General features: G+C 38.1%; 19 protein-coding genes and 2 tRNA genes. 7 read left to right on the top strand and 14 right to left on the bottom strand.

What is annotated here, in order from left to right:
• Nucleotides 1-115: 115 nt before the first annotated feature.
• On the bottom strand, nt 116-1,171 hold the full coding sequence (locus ACM1ND_RS02710) for an acyltransferase family protein (RefSeq protein ID WP_028541176.1): 1,056 nt from the start codon (nt 1,169-1,171) through the stop codon (nt 116-118).
• 423 nt (nt 1,172-1,594) lie between these two features.
• Here ACM1ND_RS02710 and ACM1ND_RS02705 point away from each other — a divergent pair, with 423 nt between their 5' ends.
• The 3 genes from ACM1ND_RS02705 to ACM1ND_RS02695 all read left to right on the top strand — a co-directional run bounded on the left by ACM1ND_RS02705 (nt 1,595) and on the right by ACM1ND_RS02695 (nt 4,956).
• Nucleotides 1,595-2,236: a hypothetical protein gene (locus tag ACM1ND_RS02705; protein ID WP_023986760.1), complete on the top strand. Its 642-nt coding sequence runs from the start codon at nt 1,595-1,597 to the stop codon at nt 2,234-2,236.
• 184 nt (nt 2,237-2,420) lie between these two features.
• Nucleotides 2,421-3,542, top strand: coding sequence for an SPRY domain-containing protein (locus ACM1ND_RS02700; protein WP_028541177.1), 1,122 nt, complete (start codon nt 2,421-2,423; stop codon nt 3,540-3,542).
• 269 nt (nt 3,543-3,811) lie between these two features.
• A protein-coding gene (locus ACM1ND_RS02695; protein ID WP_418027049.1) for an IS3 family transposase occupies nt 3,812-4,956 on the top strand; the annotation gives its coding sequence in 2 pieces (ribosomal slippage) (nt 3,812-4,085 and nt 4,085-4,956; 1,146 coding nt in all).
• A 151-nt stretch (nt 4,957-5,107) separates the two neighbouring features.
• Here the strand turns inward: ACM1ND_RS02695 and ACM1ND_RS02690 are convergent.
• The 3 genes from ACM1ND_RS02690 to ACM1ND_RS02680 all read right to left on the bottom strand — a co-directional run bounded on the left by ACM1ND_RS02690 (nt 5,108) and on the right by ACM1ND_RS02680 (nt 7,347).
• The gene (locus ACM1ND_RS02690) at nt 5,108-5,215 is read right to left on the bottom strand and encodes a hypothetical protein (RefSeq protein WP_023986758.1); all 108 of its coding nucleotides are present in this window, start codon (nt 5,213-5,215) and stop codon (nt 5,108-5,110) included.
• A gap of 146 nt (nt 5,216-5,361) precedes the next feature.
• Entirely contained in the window at nt 5,362-6,243 is an 882-nt protein-coding gene (locus ACM1ND_RS02685; RefSeq protein ID WP_418027048.1) for a glycosyltransferase family 2 protein, read from the bottom strand.
• 453 nt (nt 6,244-6,696) lie between these two features.
• Nucleotides 6,697-7,347 carry a glycosyltransferase gene (locus ACM1ND_RS02680; protein ID WP_209435649.1) on the bottom strand — a complete coding sequence of 217 codons (651 nt, stop codon included), beginning with the start codon at nt 7,345-7,347 and terminating at the stop codon, nt 6,697-6,699.
• Nucleotides 7,348-7,638: 291 nt separating this feature from the next.
• Between ACM1ND_RS02680 and ACM1ND_RS02675 the strand changes: the two genes are divergently transcribed.
• On the top strand, nt 7,639-8,157 hold the full coding sequence (locus ACM1ND_RS02675) for a DUF3231 family protein (RefSeq protein WP_023986755.1): 519 nt from the start codon (nt 7,639-7,641) through the stop codon (nt 8,155-8,157).
• Between the two features lie 298 nt (nt 8,158-8,455).
• Here ACM1ND_RS02675 and ACM1ND_RS02670 read toward each other — a convergent pair.
• Nucleotides 8,456-8,516: transfer RNA gene (locus ACM1ND_RS02670), tRNA-Thr, on the bottom strand.
• 310 nt (nt 8,517-8,826) lie between these two features.
• Between ACM1ND_RS02670 and ACM1ND_RS02665 the strand changes: the two genes are divergently transcribed.
• Nucleotides 8,827-9,645: a MerR family transcriptional regulator gene (locus ACM1ND_RS02665; protein WP_076158842.1), complete on the top strand. Its 819-nt coding sequence runs from the start codon at nt 8,827-8,829 to the stop codon at nt 9,643-9,645.
• A 24-nt stretch (nt 9,646-9,669) separates the two neighbouring features.
• Nucleotides 9,670-10,845, top strand: a complete 1,176-nt coding sequence (locus ACM1ND_RS02660; protein ID WP_076158847.1) for an MFS transporter — start codon at nt 9,670-9,672, stop codon at nt 10,843-10,845.
• Nucleotides 10,846-11,163: 318 nt separating this feature from the next.
• Here the strand turns inward: ACM1ND_RS02660 and ACM1ND_RS02655 are convergent, their stop codons facing one another.
• The 3 genes from ACM1ND_RS02655 to ACM1ND_RS02645 all read right to left on the bottom strand — a co-directional run bounded on the left by ACM1ND_RS02655 (nt 11,164) and on the right by ACM1ND_RS02645 (nt 13,107).
• A complete protein-coding gene (locus ACM1ND_RS02655; protein ID WP_071559401.1) occupies nt 11,164-12,585 on the bottom strand; it encodes a transcriptional regulator in 1,422 nt (473 codons plus the stop codon).
• A gap of 259 nt (nt 12,586-12,844) precedes the next feature.
• A tRNA-Leu gene (locus ACM1ND_RS02650) sits at nt 12,845-12,920 on the bottom strand.
• A 43-nt stretch (nt 12,921-12,963) separates the two neighbouring features.
• Complete coding sequence (locus ACM1ND_RS02645) at nt 12,964-13,107, bottom strand: hypothetical protein (protein ID WP_418027047.1); 144 nt, start codon at nt 13,105-13,107, stop codon at nt 12,964-12,966.
• Nucleotides 13,108-13,339: 232 nt separating this feature from the next.
• On the opposite strand from ACM1ND_RS02645, the gene ACM1ND_RS02640 reads away from it, so the two are divergent.
• Entirely contained in the window at nt 13,340-14,266 is a 927-nt protein-coding gene (locus tag ACM1ND_RS02640; protein WP_418027046.1) for a discoidin domain-containing protein, read from the top strand.
• 22 nt (nt 14,267-14,288) lie between these two features.
• Here ACM1ND_RS02640 and ACM1ND_RS02635 read toward each other — a convergent pair whose 3' ends face one another.
• The 6 genes from ACM1ND_RS02635 to ACM1ND_RS02610 all read right to left on the bottom strand — a co-directional run bounded on the left by ACM1ND_RS02635 (nt 14,289) and on the right by ACM1ND_RS02610 (nt 19,884).
• Nucleotides 14,289-14,522, bottom strand: coding sequence for a hypothetical protein (locus tag ACM1ND_RS02635; protein WP_418027045.1), 234 nt, complete (start codon nt 14,520-14,522; stop codon nt 14,289-14,291).
• A 178-nt stretch (nt 14,523-14,700) separates the two neighbouring features.
• The gene (locus ACM1ND_RS02630; protein WP_418027044.1) at nt 14,701-16,113 is read right to left on the bottom strand and encodes a tetratricopeptide repeat protein; all 1,413 of its coding nucleotides are present in this window, start codon (nt 16,111-16,113) and stop codon (nt 14,701-14,703) included.
• Between the two features lie 207 nt (nt 16,114-16,320).
• A complete protein-coding gene (locus ACM1ND_RS02625; RefSeq protein ID WP_418027043.1) occupies nt 16,321-16,467 on the bottom strand; it encodes a hypothetical protein in 147 nt (48 codons plus the stop codon).
• 189 nt (nt 16,468-16,656) lie between these two features.
• Complete coding sequence (locus ACM1ND_RS02620) at nt 16,657-17,073, bottom strand: hypothetical protein (RefSeq protein ID WP_418027042.1); 417 nt, start codon at nt 17,071-17,073, stop codon at nt 16,657-16,659.
• 511 nt (nt 17,074-17,584) lie between these two features.
• Complete coding sequence (locus ACM1ND_RS02615) at nt 17,585-18,061, bottom strand: SLATT domain-containing protein (RefSeq protein WP_418027041.1); 477 nt, start codon at nt 18,059-18,061, stop codon at nt 17,585-17,587.
• A 626-nt stretch (nt 18,062-18,687) separates the two neighbouring features.
• Entirely contained in the window at nt 18,688-19,884 is a 1,197-nt protein-coding gene (locus tag ACM1ND_RS02610; RefSeq protein ID WP_418027040.1) for a hypothetical protein, read from the bottom strand.
• Nucleotides 19,885-20,177: the final 293 nt, after the last annotated feature.

The raw sequence follows: 20,177 nt of genomic DNA, 5'->3' as shown, positions 1-20,177 counted from the left end.
TTCATATCGGCTAATATGCCAATGAAGTCCTTTTTTACCGTTACCCTAATCTCGAAATCACGCCTACATTGCTATACTGGATGATACATTTTTCCTAGACTAAAGCTTTGCAACCCTACACTTGGTCCCCGACCTTGTTTGTACTTAGATCAATATTTTTAGTGTACACTTTGTTATTAATAAGACTAATGATGCTGTTAACTACAATTGAAGTAAGTACCGTTAACAACGTTAGCCACAACAAGATCAAGATAGATACCTTGGGAAAGAAAACAATACTCTGAAAATAATAATAACAAAAAAAGGTGTGAGTTAACCAAATATTCATTGAATTTTTACCTAAGTAAGCGAAAGGTCTGGCTAGTTTTAATTTATTCATTAAATGAATACTAACGAGGATAAGTACAGGAGCTATTATCATATCAATCGTTGTCTTCTCAAATAATTGACTCGTGGTACGAAAGTGAAATAGCACTACAATTATTATAATATCAAAAAGTATGTTATTAAATATGATGGAATTATAAATCTTACTCATCCATGAATACAAATTATATTTAGCAAAGAACAACCCTATCATAAACGGCAACTGCCAATACATAATACTGTAATAATTTCCTTGTGAATATGAATTATAAAAAACAAGACCGGAAATGAGTAGAGTTACCCATGCGTTACGTTGAAAGGCTTGAAAGGTGACCGGAAAAATTAATAGCAGCAGAATATAATCATATAAAAACCACCACTCACCATTATATGAACTGGATAGGGCTATAAAATTCCGCAGAAAATCCATTATTGAATTATTTTGAAATCTATCAGAATTTCCAAAAAAGTATAGACCAGCTGGAATAAAAAGCAAAAAAACAACCCAGTAATTTATCATTATTTTGCTTAATCTTGTAAAGCTCTTCTGCATTAAATGATGTGGATTTTGAACATTGCTCTTATATAAACCATAACCACTTAAAAACAGAAAAATGGATATTGCTATTTGCCCAAAATGTCCTACATAAAATTCCCCTCTTTCATGAAATAAACTAAATAATGAAACATAGTCGTACTTTAATCTGTCAGGAAAAGCAAAAAGATGATGAATCAAAAGGAGTATTACAGCAATACCTTTTGCAATATTTGTTTCTTCAAGTTTTAATTCCTTATCATTGTGCACACAATATCCTCATTTCTAGTTGTACTTGAATAGAGATATATTAGCACAAACAAAAAATATAGAATATTTATTTTTTTTAATACCCTTACACCCTCCATTTTTATACAAAAAAAAGCGGTCTCCAAAAGCCTAGGAACCACGCTGTGCCTGAGTTTGTAAGTTATTGGTGAAGGGATAACCCCCCGCCTTTGCGACATTGCCTAATTTGATAGAATGAGTAATTTATACAATTTTTATCAATTCAGTGCGTCCGATATCACATATTAATGAAAAGCCTCTAGAATAGAAAAAGCCACTGTTTATTATCCTTGTTGTTAAAACTTAAAAGTATTATGTATTCAACATTAATATTCGATAATAAAGGTAACAAGATAAAATGAGCAACTACCTCAACCGATGAGGACACTCACAGGAGAATTCATCATGTTAAAAAAAATTCTATCCATTGCTCTACTTTCTGTAGCTCTAACAGCTTGTGGAAGCAATTTTAAAGAAACAACGACAAGGTCTGGGGCTTCAAGCACGTCCTTTGCTACTGAACAAACAGTAAGCAATGAAAATACTGCTCAGCAAGCTTCTACAAATGAGGTCACAGATAAACAATATTTATTTGCTGAATTCTTGAAAGATGGAACACCCGTGTTAACAGAAGATCAAGCTTCTATGGAACAAACCTCTTATGACTTCATTGCTAAAAACAGTGACTTATTTCCTTCCACAGATAAAAGCAAAGTCATTAATCTAGTAGACAAATCCGTAACAACAAAACACTTAAATAAAAATTTGAACTTATACTTAAACAAATTTGTAAAAATAAGCGGGGATGTAATAGATATAGAAGAAGATAACATTCCTATAGGGACAACGGCTATCGTTTATATTAGTGATGAAAATGATAATACAGTAATGGCAGTTTATCCGGGAGCAAGTGGAGAAATTTTTGAAGGAGACGTTGCTACAGTTATTGGAGTTCCTATCGCTAATTTTTCATATGAAAATGTTTCAGGTGGCTATACGAATACTACACTGTTAGCAGCTTCCTTTCTCGCGAAAGAAAATCAATAAATGTTAATCATGTAAGCCCTTCGGGGCTTTTTCTTTTAAGCAAAAACAGAATTAAACTGTTACGTTTCATTGTTAAAAAGTTATTATTTTACTTATTATTTAATATATGCATTAAAATGTTTAGACGATACATATTGAAACTGCTAAACTCGCATAAATAATACATAAATAAGGAGAGATTATTTTGAAACGAGTTATTTCGTCATTATTGCTACTGGGATTTATTACTCTAATATGTTTTAGTTCCTCGACATACGCTGCTACAAAAAACGTAGTGTGGGAAAAGAGCCAGTCTGTTTCGGCCACCGTAGATTCAAGTGGAACTAAAGCAAGTGTGGGAAAAACCAAAGGAAAATGGTATTGGGAAGTCACAGTAACAGCTCAAGCAAGTACCACAACTGGCATTGGTATCGTCGGTGAAGGTAAGCAATACAATGGACCAGGTGCAGGAGCTCTTCAGAACTGGATGTATTATGCTGCAAACGGAAACACTTTTCCGGGGATCGTTTCTTCTGGAAAGACCTACACATTAAAGGACGTTATTGGTGTGGCTTTGAACATGGATGATGACAAGATAAGCTGGTATAAGAACGGTGTATTCGTTTATACAAGTACCTTTAAACCAAGCGATCTTCCAGGAGAGATTGTGACTCCTTCGATCACAGGTGGTTCAGCTGGCAGCTTTTCGTTTGACACAAATTTTGGTGCGACTCCATTCACGCACAGTATTCCCGAAGGGTTCCTCCCCTACCAACAACCTGAAAATTCATTAACTCTTAATGCAACAGGGAATGAAGAAAATATTCAATTGCAGTGGAATGAAATAACAGGAGTCACTACTTATAAAATTGAAAGAGCACTAGCCCCTGGGGGTCCGTATGAAGAAATTGCCTCAGATATTTCTGGTACTTCTTATACTGATAATAAAGTTGAAGAAAACACTACCTATTATTACGTAGTTTCTGCGAATATCTCCATGGATCAAGTTGTATCCAATGAAGCAAATGCTATTGTAAAGAAATCCACGCCCGATCCGTCTGATCCAACCGAACCAGAACAACCTAGTGGTGACCGTGCCATCTTGATTGTAACGATGGACAATGGATTGGATAAGGAATTCGATCTGAGTAAAAAAGAACTGAATGCCTTTGTCGCTTGGTATGATGCTAAAGATGCCGGTAGAGGTGCTTCTTTCTTTGCCATTGATAAGCATAATAATAACAAAGGTCCATTCAGTATCCGTAAGGACTACGTAATATTCAATAAAATCCTTACATTTGAAGTAAGCGAGTATTCAACGAAATAAACAACAAGAGAGGTAGACTGTCCACTGTGCAGGACTCAAGATGCCTCGCGGCTTAAGTGGATCAGAAACCCACGCAAGGTTGCTTACAATAAGGTGTACAATCGCAGCATGTTTGATATATTTAAAGTGATTAGTGGAATTGTTCAAAAGAAAAAAGCTCTGCCGACCCATAAGGGGACTGACCCCATAACGTGAGACAAATCAAAACACCTTCAAGAGAATCGAACCATGTCGTAAGATATGGAGATAACCTTGGAGGTGTTTTTACGTTGGCAACGAGAGTGAGTTACCCCTTAGAAATAAAGATGAAAGCTATTGAAATGAGATTAGCAAGAGTTCCGGTAAGAGAGGTTATGGAGCAGTTGGGAATACGGAATAAAACACAGCTAAAAACATGGATGAGGTGGTATCGAAAAGGTGAAGTGCATCGTCTGGAGCAGCCTGTGGGTAAACAATACAGCTACGGAAAAGGTCCGGAACACTCTTCGGAGCTCGAAAAAGTAAAAGCGGAGAACCGGTTCCTGAAGCAGCAACTGGACCTGCTAAAAAAGTACAAGGAACTGGAAAGGAGGTGGAACCAGAGGTCGCCGTTGCCTGGATCGAATCCGTTCGAGACGAAGTGACGGTGTCTGAGGCTTGTACATGGCTCGGAATCGCAAGAGCGACCTACTACCGCTGGAAAGCAGCCGTGGAGACAGAGCGTACAGATGCTACGGTGGAGAGAATCCGGCAGCTTTGCATCCGTCATAAATTTCGGTATGGTTACCGAAAAATCACCGCACTCCTTCGGGCAGAGCAAAGAATAAATCACAAACGAGTTCAGCGGATTATGCAGCGTGAGGGGCTACAGTGCCGCGTGAGGATGAAGAAACGAAAGGCCACTGGGCAGCCCGCTCATCCAGCAGAAAATCTGCTGAAGCGGCAATTCCATGCAGAGGCGCCCCTGCAAAAGCTCGTCACGGACATCACCTATTTACCGTTTGGCGGAAAGATGTTGTACTTCTCCAGCATTCTAGACCTGTACAACGGGGAGATTGTGGCTTACAGTATAGCGGACAAGCAAGATACGTCCTTGGTTTTGGATACGCTGAATCAACTTCCAAAACGGACAAGCATGCTGCTCCATAGCGACCAGGGAAGCGTATATACGTCACAAGCTTATCAAGCTGCAGTAAAGGGAAAAGGCATTACCATGAGCATGTCCCGTAAAGGAACGCCCGCTGATAATGCCCCCATCGAATCGTTTCATTCCACACTAAAGTCTGAAACGTTCTACCTTGAAGATCTCATCTGTACAACGACTACAATCGTTGTACAGACCGTTCGAGATTACATCACCTACTATAACTCAATTCGGATTCAAACGAAACTAAATAACCAGTCGCCGGTAGATTTCCGACGACTGGCTGCTTAAACTTGAATGGTGTTTTGATCCCTGTCTCACAAACGGGGGGCAGTCCCTAAGGTTAGCAGAGCTTTTTATCTAATCTAATTTCGGGCAGATTATGAAAGAAAGTCGTTGAACTTGATGGATGGGTCATAATCATATAATTCTATTCACAAAATTAAACCCAACATGATTTAAGGATGATAACCAAGAGGATATAGAGCACCAAAATGGCCGCTGTAGAAGTCCACACACCGCAAACAGCTGCACCTGCACATCCGCTCATAGCTTTAGCCCTCCTTTATTTTGTCGTCATTTTAATATATGTGTAAATATGTTTTATGACCGGGCATTCAGGTAAACATAAAACACCCCATTTACGTATGCCCGCGGAATATTAGGATACTTTCCAATCGCTTGCTGATATCTTTGTTAATATGGGAGATGGGATATACACCGTGAAAAAGCCATGCTTAATAGTTCCTGATTGTAAATCTGATACTTACAGTTTTGATCCAACACCCAATTCGCAAATCCTACAGCTTTAGTGTAGCAATTATAATCATAGGGATTAATTTTAAACTCAAGAATATCCAGCATAATCTGATTCTCTTCATCTGATAATTCCAAACCCAACTGGCTAAACTGTCTTTGTCGAATTCTCCGAGCAGTGGCGTCTTGTATTGCTTTGTGTTGATTGGACACTTGTCCTTTGTGTTGACGATAATACAATAAGTTTATGGGGAGGTTCGCTATTTGTACCTGTGAAGCTAATCGGTTCCACATTTCGTAGTCTTCGGCATGAGGATAATTACTATCATATTGAATGTTTAGCCGATGTATCATGCTATTGCGTATTATTGTGACAGGATGGCAGATACAGCAATGAAATAACAACCATGTTTTAATTTCTTCATGACTGGCCGGATTCACCTTAAGTACTCCTCCACTAGAAGTAGTAAAAGCAGCACCGCATACATCAATTAAAGGATTTTGATCCATAAATGATATTTGCACATCCAATCGATCTGGCGTAGAAATATCATCGCTATCCATACGAACGATATATTCACCAGTTGCCCTATTGAATCCCTCGTTTAAAGTAGCGACCAAACCTTGATTGGTACTATGAAAGATTTTAACCACTCTAGGATCTGTTATCTGTGAAATAAGAAAAGCAGATCCATCTGTTGAGCCATCATCAATAATAATTAATTCAAAATCGGAATAGGTTTGAACTAAAATACTGTGGACTGCTTCCCAAACATAAGCCACAGTATTATAAACTGGCAGTATAACTGAAGCTCGTGGCACAAGAAGTTCCCTCCATTCTACATTTTAAAATAAGAAAATATTATTTTACATAAAAGCGAACTTCCCTATTTTTCTCGAAAACTAGTTCTTCATATATTCATGTTCTAAGTATATGTATTGGAATACGTTTCGAGGCGGCTTCTTGGTAAAAAAGGTCCTAACTAAAAAGAACTTGTAGAACTGACAATATAATTTCCCCTTTTAAAAAGATTATTGAAATAAAATAGGATTATTGTAAATTTTTCATTCATTAACCACCTTACCTCCGGCCTACGCATTACGAGTGCTTCGTAATAGAATCAATAGAACTGGGCTTGTGGGAGAACGTATTTCGGTTCGACATACCGACTGCATTCATAGTTGTATTAACGATTCATTAAACCGATAAAAAAGCTTTTTATACCACCCTTTGGGGTGATTATAGAAAGCTAATCTGCTTTGCAGCTATAGCGCTTAAAATTTTCCAGGGAACTGTTTGACAATGCCTTCTGTCAGGATGTCCGCTAAATGAATCATATGGATCTCGTTTTTGTCGGTTGATGCAATACCCGCTTTCCAATCTCCTTTGATATAGTCAAGAACTAATTCCGTAATCAACTGAAGGTGCGTATACAGCATATCTTGTAGTGTTTTAAACTGCCAGTTCGGATTCGCTGCACTTAAAAATTTGGCGATATCATCGGCGTTTGTACGCCAATCCGCCTCTAGCTTTTTCACATCCGCCTGATTACCCGCTTTAGCAGCCGCTACAATTTTCCCTGCGATTAGAATATGCTCCCTCAGAAGATCAGCCAGCTTATTACCAGCGGCTTCCCCATAATAAGGCTTGATCACATTGCCTATATCTTGCTGGTTCCGTAAAAGCCGGTCCAATACGTCCTTCTGATCTTGAAGATTAGATATGGCGCTGACAATATAGTTCCTCGTCCATATCGTATGGTCGATCCATACCTTCTGCATATCGCCTTTCAGTTGCACCATTTTGGAACTTAGGCAAGTAGAATCCTTCTCCTCCCCTACCTTCGCTTGCGCGACTACTAACGGAGTCATGCTAAAAACGAGCGCCAAGGTTAACGGCAATGCCAACAGCCATTTGTTTTTCAATTCATCTGCTCCTCTGTACTTTTGGAATAAAACAGGCTGTCTTATTATGGTTGAAATATCCGTTTTTAATTCAAAACACAAAAAAAGCCTGCCGGTGATTAGCCAGCAGAGCGACTTTATATACGCTTCAAAACATGAAATCATTAATGCAACAACAACCATTATCTTCATTTTTTCAACATACGTATTTAGCATGCCCAATAGAACTTATTTCATATACACACATTAATTCTTTACTACTGGGAATCATAAATTTGTACATCATTAAAATAAACAAGGAGTGGTTTTATAATGGGTATCCTAAGCGGGAATCCAAAAGACGAGCCCATGCATTACGGAGAAATTTATAGTGTGTGGCAGTTGTCAGCGTTAGCGAAAGGCAGCGTTTCATTTTACCAAGCATGTTTAAACCACGCAGGAGACAAGGAACTCAAAAAAATACTGGATGATCTTATTGATCAAGCTAAACTGGAAATCCAAGAATGCGACGCAATGCTTACTGATAATGGGATTGCCCCAGCTCCTATTTTGCCTGAAAGACCCCCTGTGAAACTTGAGGATATCCCGGTTGGTGCAAGGTTTACTGATCCCGAAATTGCAGCTAAAATCGCATTAGATACCTCTGTGGGATTGACATCTTGCAGCCAAGCTATGGGTCAATCCATTAGAGAAGACATCGGGGCTTTGTTTGCAAAATATCATCTAACTAAGACTGCTTTGGGAGTCCGTATTCTAAAAATGAACAAAGAAAAGGGTTGGCTAATACCTCCTCCTCTTCAATTAAAAAGACCTGAACCAGTTAAAGCCTAAATTTCCTGTACGATTCTTCAACACACCGTTCCTTAGATTGTTTAACAAAAATCCCCGCCGACCAGTTAAGGTTTGCGGGGATTTAATCTTATTTAGAGTATTTACTTAACTTCACCGTTTGATATTTTGAGTAGATGTCTCCTTTGTAAGATATAAGGAGATAACAATCCTAAAGTTAAGGGCGCATGCAATTGTAGTTATAATATGAATTGATTGGGAGAAGAATGCTCCCTCCAACAAAAAAGCACGTCCTCCAAAAAGCTTGGAAGCCATGCTGTGCTTGAGTTTCATTGAATGCTGGTGAAGGGAATTGAACCCCCGGCCTACGCATTACGAGTGCGTTCCGGTACAGTTCAGGATAGATTAATGAATATCTAGAGGATGCCGTGATAAGTGGCATCCTTTTGTTCGCTAAAGGACAGTTAGGCCATAGCTAGTGCTACAATCGGCATGAGAGAAATTTCTCGAATAAATAAAAGCATCTTTTGGAAGTATTTTTCAATAGATAGATTAACTCAATTACTAAGGCTTGAACCAACAAAATCCATAGAGTGGTGACAAGGATGGCAGTCGGTCTTAGCTATAAAAAGGAAAAGCATTCACATCCTTGACTTTCCCCTGCACGGGAAACTGTATACTCACATTATGTTATAGATTGGAGATGATATTTTGTTCAAAATCAGTGCATTTTCCAGGCTAAGCAAGGTCTCCTTAAAAACACTGCGTTATTACGACCAGATTGGCATACTTAAGCCGAGAAAAGTGGATTACGATACGGGCTACCGTTACTATTCCGCAGATCAGCTTCTTGAGCTCAACCGAATCTTAATCTATAAGGAATTGGGTTTTACATTGCCCCAAATTAAACAGCTGCTTCAGGAAGATATTTCATTGGAGAATATTCAAGGCATGTTTAAGCTGAAAAGAAGTGAAATCCAGCATATCATCGATACGGAACAAGCCAAACTCGTCAGGATTGAGGAGCGTATGCAGCTTATAGAAAAAGAGGGGCAATTCGAAACGGGTCAAGAAATCAGAGTCAAGGCAGATGGTGCTCAATCGTTTTTTTATCAGAAAACATGCGGGAAAGAAGAAGACATTCCGGATTTGTTACGTCAATTTGATCAGTTATTAATACCGGAAATTCGTCAATTGATTCAAGGTCCTCAGGTTGTTTTGTGGAAAGAAATCGACGGAAAAGAGGATGAGTTTGAGTTTGAAGTCGGTTATTTTTTAACCTGTGAACTGCGATCATTTCCAGAACCGTTTCGGCTACGGACTCTCCCTCCTGAACCGATGATGGCCACAATGGCTTTTCATTCAAATTCTAATTTTGATTGTGCGGCCTGTGTTCATTTAGCTAAATGGATTGAGAAAAATAACTATAAGATCAAGGAAAACGAATTAGGTAGGGAACTATATTTACCGTTAACTCCAGAACGAGATGCACAATTCATAGAAATACAAATTCCCATTATAAATAGATAACTGAAGAAGGTGGAGTGGGGTAAATTGAAAAATAAACGGATCATCTATGTCCTGGCACTGGCTGTTTTTCTGATTGGAACCATTGAATATATTATTACGGGAGTCATTAAGATGATCGCTGTGGACTTGGGAGTATCTACTTCAGAAGCTGGGTTATTGGTGACTGTGTTTGCTCTCGCCGCGGCCATTGTCGCTCCGATTTTGATTGCATTAACGATCAATGCAGATCGCAAGAAACTACTAATGACCACCCTTGGTGTGTTTATTGCCAGCAACGGACTTATGTTTGTAGATCTTGCTTATGAAACAGTACTATGGATACGAATTATCCAAGGGGCTAGCGGAGGAATCGCTACCGTTGTAGCCATGGCAGTAGCGACACGACTCGTTGAAAAAGAAAAAAGGGGCAATGCCATCGGTATCATTTTGATGGGGCTTAGCAGTTCGCTCGTACTCGGTGTTCCCATGGGCACATTTTTTAGTGAGATGTTTGGATGGAGAGTGCTATTTGTTTTAATCGGATTATTAAGTGTTCTTCCATTACTTATCATCTATAAAAAGGTTCCGGCAATCAAAGAAGAAGAAAAGGTTACCCTCAGAATGCAGCTCTCTATTTTAAGAAATCCAACCATTCTGATGGCCTTGGTTATTACGTTATTTTATGTCGGCGGCTATTCTACACTGTTTACTTATATTACGCCTTTCTTGCAAGCCACGTCCTCTCTTTCCATGACAGAAATTAGCGGTGTTCTGTTCCTGGCGGGCATTTGCAGCTTTGTCGGATCAAGAGTGGGCGGACAATTGGCAGATGCAAAGGGATCGAAATTTACCATTTGTCTCGGGCTCATCTTACAAGGGGCGACTCTTCTTTTATTCGCTCTAGCCGGAGTCAATCTCTTGGTATTAATCTTGGTTTTAATGATTTTTATGTTAGCAACTTGGAGTATTTCCCCGGCCCAGCAACTTTATCTGGTTACTCTGGCGCCTCGAAATCCGGACATTGCTCTTAGCGTAAATACTTCGTTCATCCAATTTGGTTTTGCACTGGGATCTGGATTAGGTGGGCTAGTCATCAGTCGTACATCTGTCCTATATTTGAATTGGCTGGGTTTTGCCGCTGTAAGCATAGCTTTACTTCTTGCCATCTTACTATTTAAAAAAATGAGCAGTAGGACTGGAACCCCTATTGTTACTAAATAAGAAATGGACTGGACACCCACATCCAGTGCAATTTCAAAGATGGTATATATCGTCTTAAAATACAGATCCTAGCTTAATGTAGCTGCAAACAGTTCTATATCCGATTTTGACACTTTATATGTATGATTCATGCTGATCACCTTGATAATTCATTCGGTGAACGATGTAGTAATTCCTTCAACAAAAATCCCCGCCGACCAGTTAAGGTTAGCGGGGATTTGCTTTGCTTACGTTTAAGCACCTCCAATGGTAACGTAAGGCTGAATACTATTGTGGTGGTTAAGGGCTTGATCCGGCACAGTAACAATAAACAAAAAGCTAGCCGCGATGATCAGCAGTACCATTTTTTTTAACATTGGTCATCCACACCTTTTCAATGAAATTTAAAAATGCTGCTTTAGTTTCTGAAACTGCATAATCCCGAAAATGTAAAAACAAACCCATACAGTTTATAAAATTAGTCTCATTATTTAATGTATGATAACTTACCATTGCATACATCAAATGTTTAAAACCATCAATGTAAGAGCCTCGATGTAAATAATAATAAGCTAACTCGTAACCAAACCACGCGATATAATCCGGTATCACCTGTTGGGTATACATATCATCTGATGATGGTTGCTGTTGTGCAAAAGCGTTTATTTCGGCTTCAAATTGTTGAAGTATACCTTCCACATCTATGTTATATTGGTTTGCTGAAATTATAACATTCAACAGTTTTGAGATTTTCTCATTCTCGTTAGTGGCTGATGTCACTGCAATATATTCAACATAATCTTGAAGCACACTTATATCTCCTGACAACAGTTTATATACGTAAGTATTACCTTCTGCCCAACTTTTAAACAAGCTAACCCAGTGTTGAGTGTCGTCGTCAGTCTCTTTGACCCAATCTAGATTAGCGTAGGTGTATGTATAATCTAGAGCTTGTTGATAGTCGCCTTGGGCTTCACAGACACTTGCACACAATAAATCGGCATATGAAATATATACAAACAACGGGCGACTTAGCTTCTTGGCAGACTCATCACGCTCTCGACTCTCTTGTTGATGTTTTAACGAATATTGAGCTTTCGCTTTCTGCTTCATTTTTTTCGCCGCTTCATCTACCTTGTTCCATTTACGCAAAGACCTGTACACATTAGCCAAGTCCTTCAATGCATCAAGCTGGTCTATTTCATCTAGGCGTTCAATAAAAGCTTCAAATATCGTAGCTGCACTGAGATTGCGACTTTGATCGTCTCCAACTTGAATCGTGAATATACGATATTGACAGATGGCTAAACGTTCAGAATGTTGGTACTTCTCCGCTTCAGCTACGCCCTCATAGAGCAGCAATGCAGCCTCATGTCGTCCCTGTGCTAATAGTACTTCTGCTATATCAAATAGTTTAGGCGAATAGAGTACGTTGTCCATAATGCTTCCCACCACTCGACGGATCGCATCCAGCTTGTCCAACTCCGCACAGCGAAACAAAAACGGCTCGATTCGTCTCATATTCGGGGGAGTGTCGATGATGTAGTTTTCTATAAATAAGTCGTAAAAGTAGCCCTCCGGTAAATCCATAGCTTCAGTAATTAGGTCAAGCTGGTTAACAGACATAGACTTATTCCCCGTCACAATAGCACTTACTATTCCCCTATTCATGCCTGCTATATGCCCGAATTGCGTTAGACTCATGCTCTCTTGTTTTAAGTATCTGTCTAATTCTGCTCGTATCGTAGGTGTATGCTTCATGCCATAGCCACCCTTCGCATAAACTTTCCATAATTTTTAAAAACATACTTCATTTTTCACCAAAATTAACCACCTGTCAATATACTATGCAACTAATGTAAGAATTCGATTTTTAGCATGAAACGAAACAAAGAACTAATTATATATAGCATAATAATCCTACTAAAAAGACCTCAGCGTAGAAGATTGTCCAAAATCACAAAAAAGCGCGCCCTCCAAAAGCTTGGAAGCCGCGCTGTGCTTGAGTTTATAGCTATGCTGGTGAAGGGAATTGAACCCCCGGCCTACGCATTACGAGTGCGTTCCGGTACAGTTCCTATAAGTATCAACATACCCCCAAAGTATGTAGTTATCTAATTATGTTCTTCCTAAGGTTCCTCAAATATTTATAAATAATCCGAAGCCGTTAGAAGTTTTGTTAGAAGAAAATAATTGAGGCAACAAGACGGGATAGATGCCTTGCACAGAAAAAATAGCCGCCGGTAAAAATACAACTAATCCTCTCACAAATCCTTTTATCATATGACACCTCCATAGTAAATAAATCTTCTCTATTCTATATGGTGAGGTGTGTCGAAGTATCGCATAGCTTGTCACAAAACAAAAAAAGACCTTTCAGTTCATGGTGTACTTGAGAGAGTAAATTTAAATCTTCTATTAAACTTTATTTTGAATATATAGACATTAATGTTTAGACATCCCTTTTCCTTTTTTGTATGCTTACTAAGCAAATAAAACAAAAAGGGGAATATTCGTGAAAAAACTATTGTCGACCTTGTTTTCTTTATTTTTGCTTCTGAGTTTTGCACAAGTAACACATGCAGCTACTCCAGAATCCATCAGTTTAATACCTGTTATGAAAACTGATACTACCCCTTCAGGTAAAATCAGTTATAGTGCCGCACGCAGTGGTCTGGAAGGATATAGAGCATTTGATGGAAAACCGAACTATAGTACAAATGGAACCTATAGTGCTTGGGGTACAGCGCCTCAAAATGGGTGGCTTGCTTATGAGTTTCCATCTCCGAAAATTGTTACTAAATATGTTCTTTATTACGGAGGCTACACTACTAATAGTCCACCAGATGCTGGCAAGGATATGCCTAATACTTGGACTTTCGAGGGGTCGAATGACGGAAAAAATTGGACCGTTCTTGATAATAAAGCCGAATATATTTTCACCGAAGGAGCTAATGAATTTTCACTTAAAAACAAAGATCAATTTAAAACCTACAGAATAAATATTACTAAAAATAATGGAGCTACTGGCAAGGATGTCAATCTGGCCATTCATGAAATGGAAATGTGGGGTTACGACCCTGCCACTCAAACTCCCGATCCTGTAGATCCAACACCAAACCCAGATCCCACACCAAGTCCTAATCCTGATCCGTCTGAACCTACAGATCCAACTGAACCAACCGAACCATCACAACCAACTGGTGACCGCGCTATTCTGACTGTAACAATGGATAATGGGTTTGACAAAGAATTCGATCTGAGTAAAAAAGAATTGAACGCCTTTATCGCTTGGTACGATGCTAAAGATGCTGGTAGAGGCCCTTCATTCTTTTCCATTGATAAGCACAATAACAACAAAGGACCATTTAGCAGCCGTAAAGACTATGTAATTTTCAATAAAATACTCACATTTGAAGTAAGTGAGTATTCAACTAAATAAACAACAAAGGACTCCATACTGGTTACATACCAGCGGAGTCCTTTTTCACATCTACTCTAAATTCAAACTGATTACGGAAGAAATAAGATCCGTTAATCTTAATCGACTCCGGTGTAATCTTCTCAACCATTCCACCATAGTCCACAATATCTATCAAATCCTCGCCCAACGGCTGTATCACATATACTCTTGCCTGGCTTAATGCAGCAGCAAATAGTTCTAAATCCGATTTTAACACTTTATATGTATGGTTCATGCTGATCACCTCATTTAGCTATTCGGTGGATTGTGTAGAAATCCCTTCAATGTAATAAATCCCCGCCGACCAATTAAGGTTAGCGGGGATTTGTTTTGCATACGTTTAAGCCCCTCCATGCTGTACTTGAGGCTCTATACCATGCGAGTGAATAGGTACAGTAACAATTAACAAAAAACTAGCCGCAACGATCAACAGTGCCATTTTTTTTAACATTGTTCATCCACACCTTTTCAATAAAATTTAAAAAATTTGCTTTGGTTTCAGGAGTCGCATGTTCCCGAAAATGTAAAAACAGCCCCATACAATTTATGAAATAAGTCTCATTATTTAGTGTATGATAACTTACCATTGAATACATCAAATGTTTAAAACCATCATCGTAGAAACTTCGATGTAAATAATAATGAGCCAACTCGTAACCACACCACGCAAAATACTCTGGTACCACTTGTTGAGTATACATATCACTTGATGAGTGTTGCGATAATGATACAATGTCTGTTTCAAATCGTTTAATTATATCACTAACATCGATATCATATCGGTTAGCCGCTATCATAATATTCAGCAGTTGGATGACCCTGTCTTCTTGAGTTGTATCTTCCGCCGTATCAATATATTCAACATAATCTTGTAGCACCTTTGTATCTCCAGATAAAAGCTTATTCACAATAACATTAGCTTTTGCCCAGTGCTTAAACAAGCCAATCCAGTGTTGGGTATCCTCATCGGTCTCCTTAACCCAATCTAAATTAGCGTAGGCATATGTATATTGAAGAGCTTTGTCGTAATCGCCTTGGGCTTCATAGACACTTGCACACAACAGGTCAGCATAGGAAATGTATACAAACAAAGGGCGAGTCAACTTCTTATGCTCGTCACACTCTCGATTTTTCTGTTGATGCTTCAAAGTGTATTGGATTTCCGCTTTAGCTCTCATTTTCCTTGCCATTTCGTCAACCTTGTCCCATTTACGCAAAGACCTGTATACATTCGCCAAATCCTTCAATGCGTCAAGCTGGTCTATTTCATCCAGACGCTCGACAAAAGCTTCAAATACCGCTGCTGCCCTGATGTTACGGCTTTGATCGTCTCCAGTTTTGATCGTGAATATACGATATTGACAGATCGCCAAACGTTCGGAGTGCTGGTATTTCTCCACTTCTGCCACGTTCTCGTAGAGAACTAATGCCGCAGCATGTTGCCCCTGTGTGAATAGGTTTTCCGCAATTTCAAATAGTTTGGGCGAATACAGTAGATTATCCATGATGGCTCCCACCACTCTACGGATCGTATCCAACTTCTCCAATTCCGCACAGCGAAACAAAAATGGCTCGATTCGTCTCATATTCGGGGCAGTGTCGATGATATAGTTTTCTATAAATAAGTCGTAAAAGTGGCCTTCCGGTAACCCCATAGCCTTAGTGATTAGGTCAAGCTGGTTAACAGACATAGGCTTATTTCCTGAAACTATGCTACTTACAATTCCCCGGTTCATGTCTGCCATATGTCCGAATTGCGTTAGACTCAAACCTTCTTGTTGTAGGTATCTGTCTAATTCTGCTCGAATCGTAGGTGTATGCTTCATGCCATAGCCACCCTTCGCATAAATATTCCATAATTTTTAAAAACATACTTCATTTTTCACCAAAATTAACCATCTGTCAATATAATATGCAACTAATGTTTGATATAAACTTTCCGCATAGCTTACACGAATAGAACGATATAAACTAAAAAAGACCCTACCAGCTAAATGCCAGTAGGGTCTTTTTGAAATCTTAAACGTTTAGGATTATTCCTGACTATCAGATCCCGTAGACTTACCGTCCACATAAGCCTCAGCCAGAATGTAAGCAATCACTGCACCGAATGCACCAATAACGCCAGTCACTTGAATAACCGTGTCGTTACTTGTTTCAAATGCAGTAAGCAAACTCATGAGCAGTGCGGCCAGCAAGCCCAAAACTTATGACTGATGTCAAAAGGAAATAAAGTCCTAGACATAAAGTATTAGACTGACGTTGCTTCATTATGCTAACGGGCAGGATGTTTAATGAATAATTAAGTTATATCTTTGGGTTTAATTTATTTTAACATTTACAAAATTCAACCATATGACATTAGTAAGTTATTGATTTTTATGATTTTCTGGCCCAGAGTAAAATTGTTGATATCGCTCCAGAGACATCTTACCATTTTTTTTGATATAGTTTAGTTGCTTCTCAACATTATATCCCACATAATCTCCATAGGTTTTGCCAGAAGGTAAGTGTAGACTTGTAGCATTGTAAGGCATACGGCTTTCAGCTTCTGTAATAATTTCTACACAATCATAAACGCGACTTCTTTTTGCATCTCTAACAGTTGCCTTCCAACCCTGATTGGTTTTAATATCCGCAATTCGCATCCTAGCAACTATTGCTACAATCACTTCTTGGTCATCATTCTCATCTGTTACAAATGCGTCGATAATATGTTTGTTATGAGCAAGATCAAGGACTTGTGTAACGTCTAATTTTTTTGTTTCATTCGATTCGTTCATCATATAATACAACCTTTCATATTCAGATATGAATTGTATCGGAATATTATGGATGTAATGTTAGGATTCCTTAATTATCTCTTCAATGACCTCAATTTTAACTTCATCCAAGGTGTTCGTTTTTTATTCTCACCTATATTCTAATCTAACGCGGGGACATTAGGTGACAAACCAGCGGCAGTCTAGAGATTTATTTTCCTGGCTTAGCCTATGCTTCGTGTTGAAATAAGAGGAAGATTATAACAGAGCTTCATACCTAGGCTACATCCCAGCGGGCCCTTTCTTTATATCTACTCTAAATCCAAACTGCTTACGGAAGAAATAAGATCCGTGGATCCTGATTGAATCCGGTGTGTATTTTTCTATCAATCCACCATAGTCTGCAATCTCGATCATTCCGTCGTTCAGTGGTCTAACAACGCGTACTCGGGACTGTGAAAGAGCTGCTATCAGAAAGTCAGTGTCGGTGGTTAGAACTTTGTATGTATGCTGCATACTTTCGCCTCGAGAAGAATTACTTTTTCTCAGTCTCATCTTCTCCTTCCTTTCCCTTGACTTTTTTATTTCTTGCTTCAGAGTATTCTTCATATATTTGATCGTATGTGTCTTTGAAAGTTTTATAATCACTTAATTGGCAATCACAATTTTCTACCAGATAAAGAGTCATGTCGTTCTCAAGCTTCAAAAGCTTGTTGACATGTACCCTTTCTTGGATACTTCGCTGAAGGTAATCGCTAAACGCATCCCAAGTATTTAAAGCAGTTAACAATGCACTAAGAGCAATTGCTGCATTTTTCCCCCATTCCCCTAAAAAGCTCCAACCCAAAATCACCGTTATCAATGCGGAAACAGTAATTGATATTTTTTTGAATCGCTTAGCATTTTCTTTATGCTTTATTCCTGCATTGGTGCTAGCATCAGTATTCTCTTTTATTAATTCAATTAACTTATCAATTTTGGCCTTTGCTCTCTCGTGTTCTCTCTCTTCCATAATTAATCCACCTAACTATACAAAAACTCTAAGACTGTACTACTTCGTTTATTGACTCTTTCAGAAAAAGGAATATTTCTACTGTTATTTACTCGCACAACATCACTAAGATTGGCAGGAAGCCCCTCCCCCTCACTGTTATCTGAGCGCGAGGGGGATTCTGACTTTAAACTTTTAGAAATTCCTCTCAATGCTTGTAAAGTAGAATTTTTGTCTCGTTTGGGATTAACACTATCACAAGAAGTATCAGAACAGATTGTTAAGGAATCAGGTCTGACCTTGAAATAGACCTTTACAAATTCTGATATATCATCGATTAGATATTCCCTCCCACAGTCATCACATAAAATAGGATCGTCTAATTCATCAGTTGAGTCAAGAACATCATTATCTAGGTAAATTCTATTGCTTATACAGCTTGGATTAAGGCACTCAAAAAAATAAGTTTCTTCTAAAATCCCCTCATCTATAAAACACATAAATACCATAAGAGAATCATCGAGTGAGATATCATTGTCAGAAGAAAATTCGTAAGGACTTAATAAAGATGCTCTTCTCGAATTTTTTTGAAAAGGAATTTATCGAAATTCACCAACAATTCTAGACCTAATTCACGACAATATTCGTTATTTTGGTAGATGCTTGTTAAGTTTTTGTAATACAAATTCTTCCTTCCCCTTTCTGTTATACCTCATCCTGTGATAATAATTTATAATAATGCAATCACTGCGACTCTCAAGCCGCACCAAAACATAGTTGCTACCATCGGGTGGATTAGGCAAAGTATAATGAAGCCCTGCTTCTTGCATTTCCTCCTCCTTAAAAATTAGTTCCTTAAGATGCCAATAAATTTTCGAATTATAAATAGGACTATAATCATCGGTTCTTGATGAAGCTTTTGTCGTAAGTCCTTCTCTAAATGTAAACCTATAAACCCAACCATTTTTAAAATCAGAAATAGTCAAAGCGCTGCTAATCTCTTGATAAATTACAGCCTTGATCTGTTGTATGTAGTCAGATTTGATTTCTGAAAGGCCCATTTGATCCAAAAATTTTGAAATCTTTACGTCTGCTTCAGACGGAGCGTGAGCATTTATTATATCCTCAGCATCTAAACTAAGTTCTTCAAACAACTTAAAAATAGTCTTCTTAGCATCTTTTTCATTAAGAGACGAAAGATTTATATTCAAGGGCTCAAATTTATGCCCAGCCTGAGTTTGTCCATTCAAAATGCGTTTCAGTTCAATTAGAATTTTAGTCGCATTTGAATTTAACAATTCTAACTGTGTAAGATTAAATTTTAATAAAATCATACTGTTAACCAGATCAACTTTAATAGCTACATAAACGTCAACTTCTGGAAAGCGCATTGTACGAATGTCGGCAATTTTCATTAAAAAATTTAAACTTATTAGCTTTCCAGCCTTTTCTTCAATTCTAGTTGTATGTAGGGTGAAATTATCGGTATTAGCTTGTTCAGTAAGTAAGCGGTTGTAACAAAGTTCTGTTCGCTCACTTAAATAGTCCCGTACAGAATCAATAGAAGACTCAGCTGTGAACTTAAAATCATCAAATCTATATACATATTGGTAATTCTTATATGTATAAAAAAGATGTTCAAACAAGAAAGCATCTATTGTTTCATTAGACACACTCCTCTTTTCTGCGTTTATTTCATCTGTAAATAATTTATGTATTGCTATGTATCTTGCATTAATAGTATCGGCTTTTATTTTTTCCTTCCATTCTGGAATAGGATTAGCCTCCAAAAATTTGTTGAAATCCTGTAATTGAATATTTTTAAAAGTAGATACAGTTATCATTATTAAGCCTCCACATTACAACAAATATTACCATAATAATCTACTATTATTGGTTCTTTGGCAACAGGAATATATGTTCCACTGAATCATTAGACCTAAATTACTATAAAATCCACACTTTCTATTAGTATCATCTTGTAATCAGTTCATCATAATCGATTTTGCGTAATCCCTTTAAATGTTGATTTTAGCGATTTGAGAATACAAATACACTAGACCGATATACAGAGTATTTGTATTCTCGAGCACTTAAAACTATACCAACTTAACCTTACCCTGTGTTAAATTCTTTC

The organism is Paenibacillus sp. JJ1722 (assembly GCF_048282685.1).
In the GTDB taxonomy this organism is placed as follows: Bacteria; Bacillota; Bacilli; order Paenibacillales; family Paenibacillaceae; genus Paenibacillus; species Paenibacillus polymyxa_B.
Note: the sequence above shows the minus strand (reverse complement) of the source record. Positions and strands in the feature narration are given on the sequence as shown.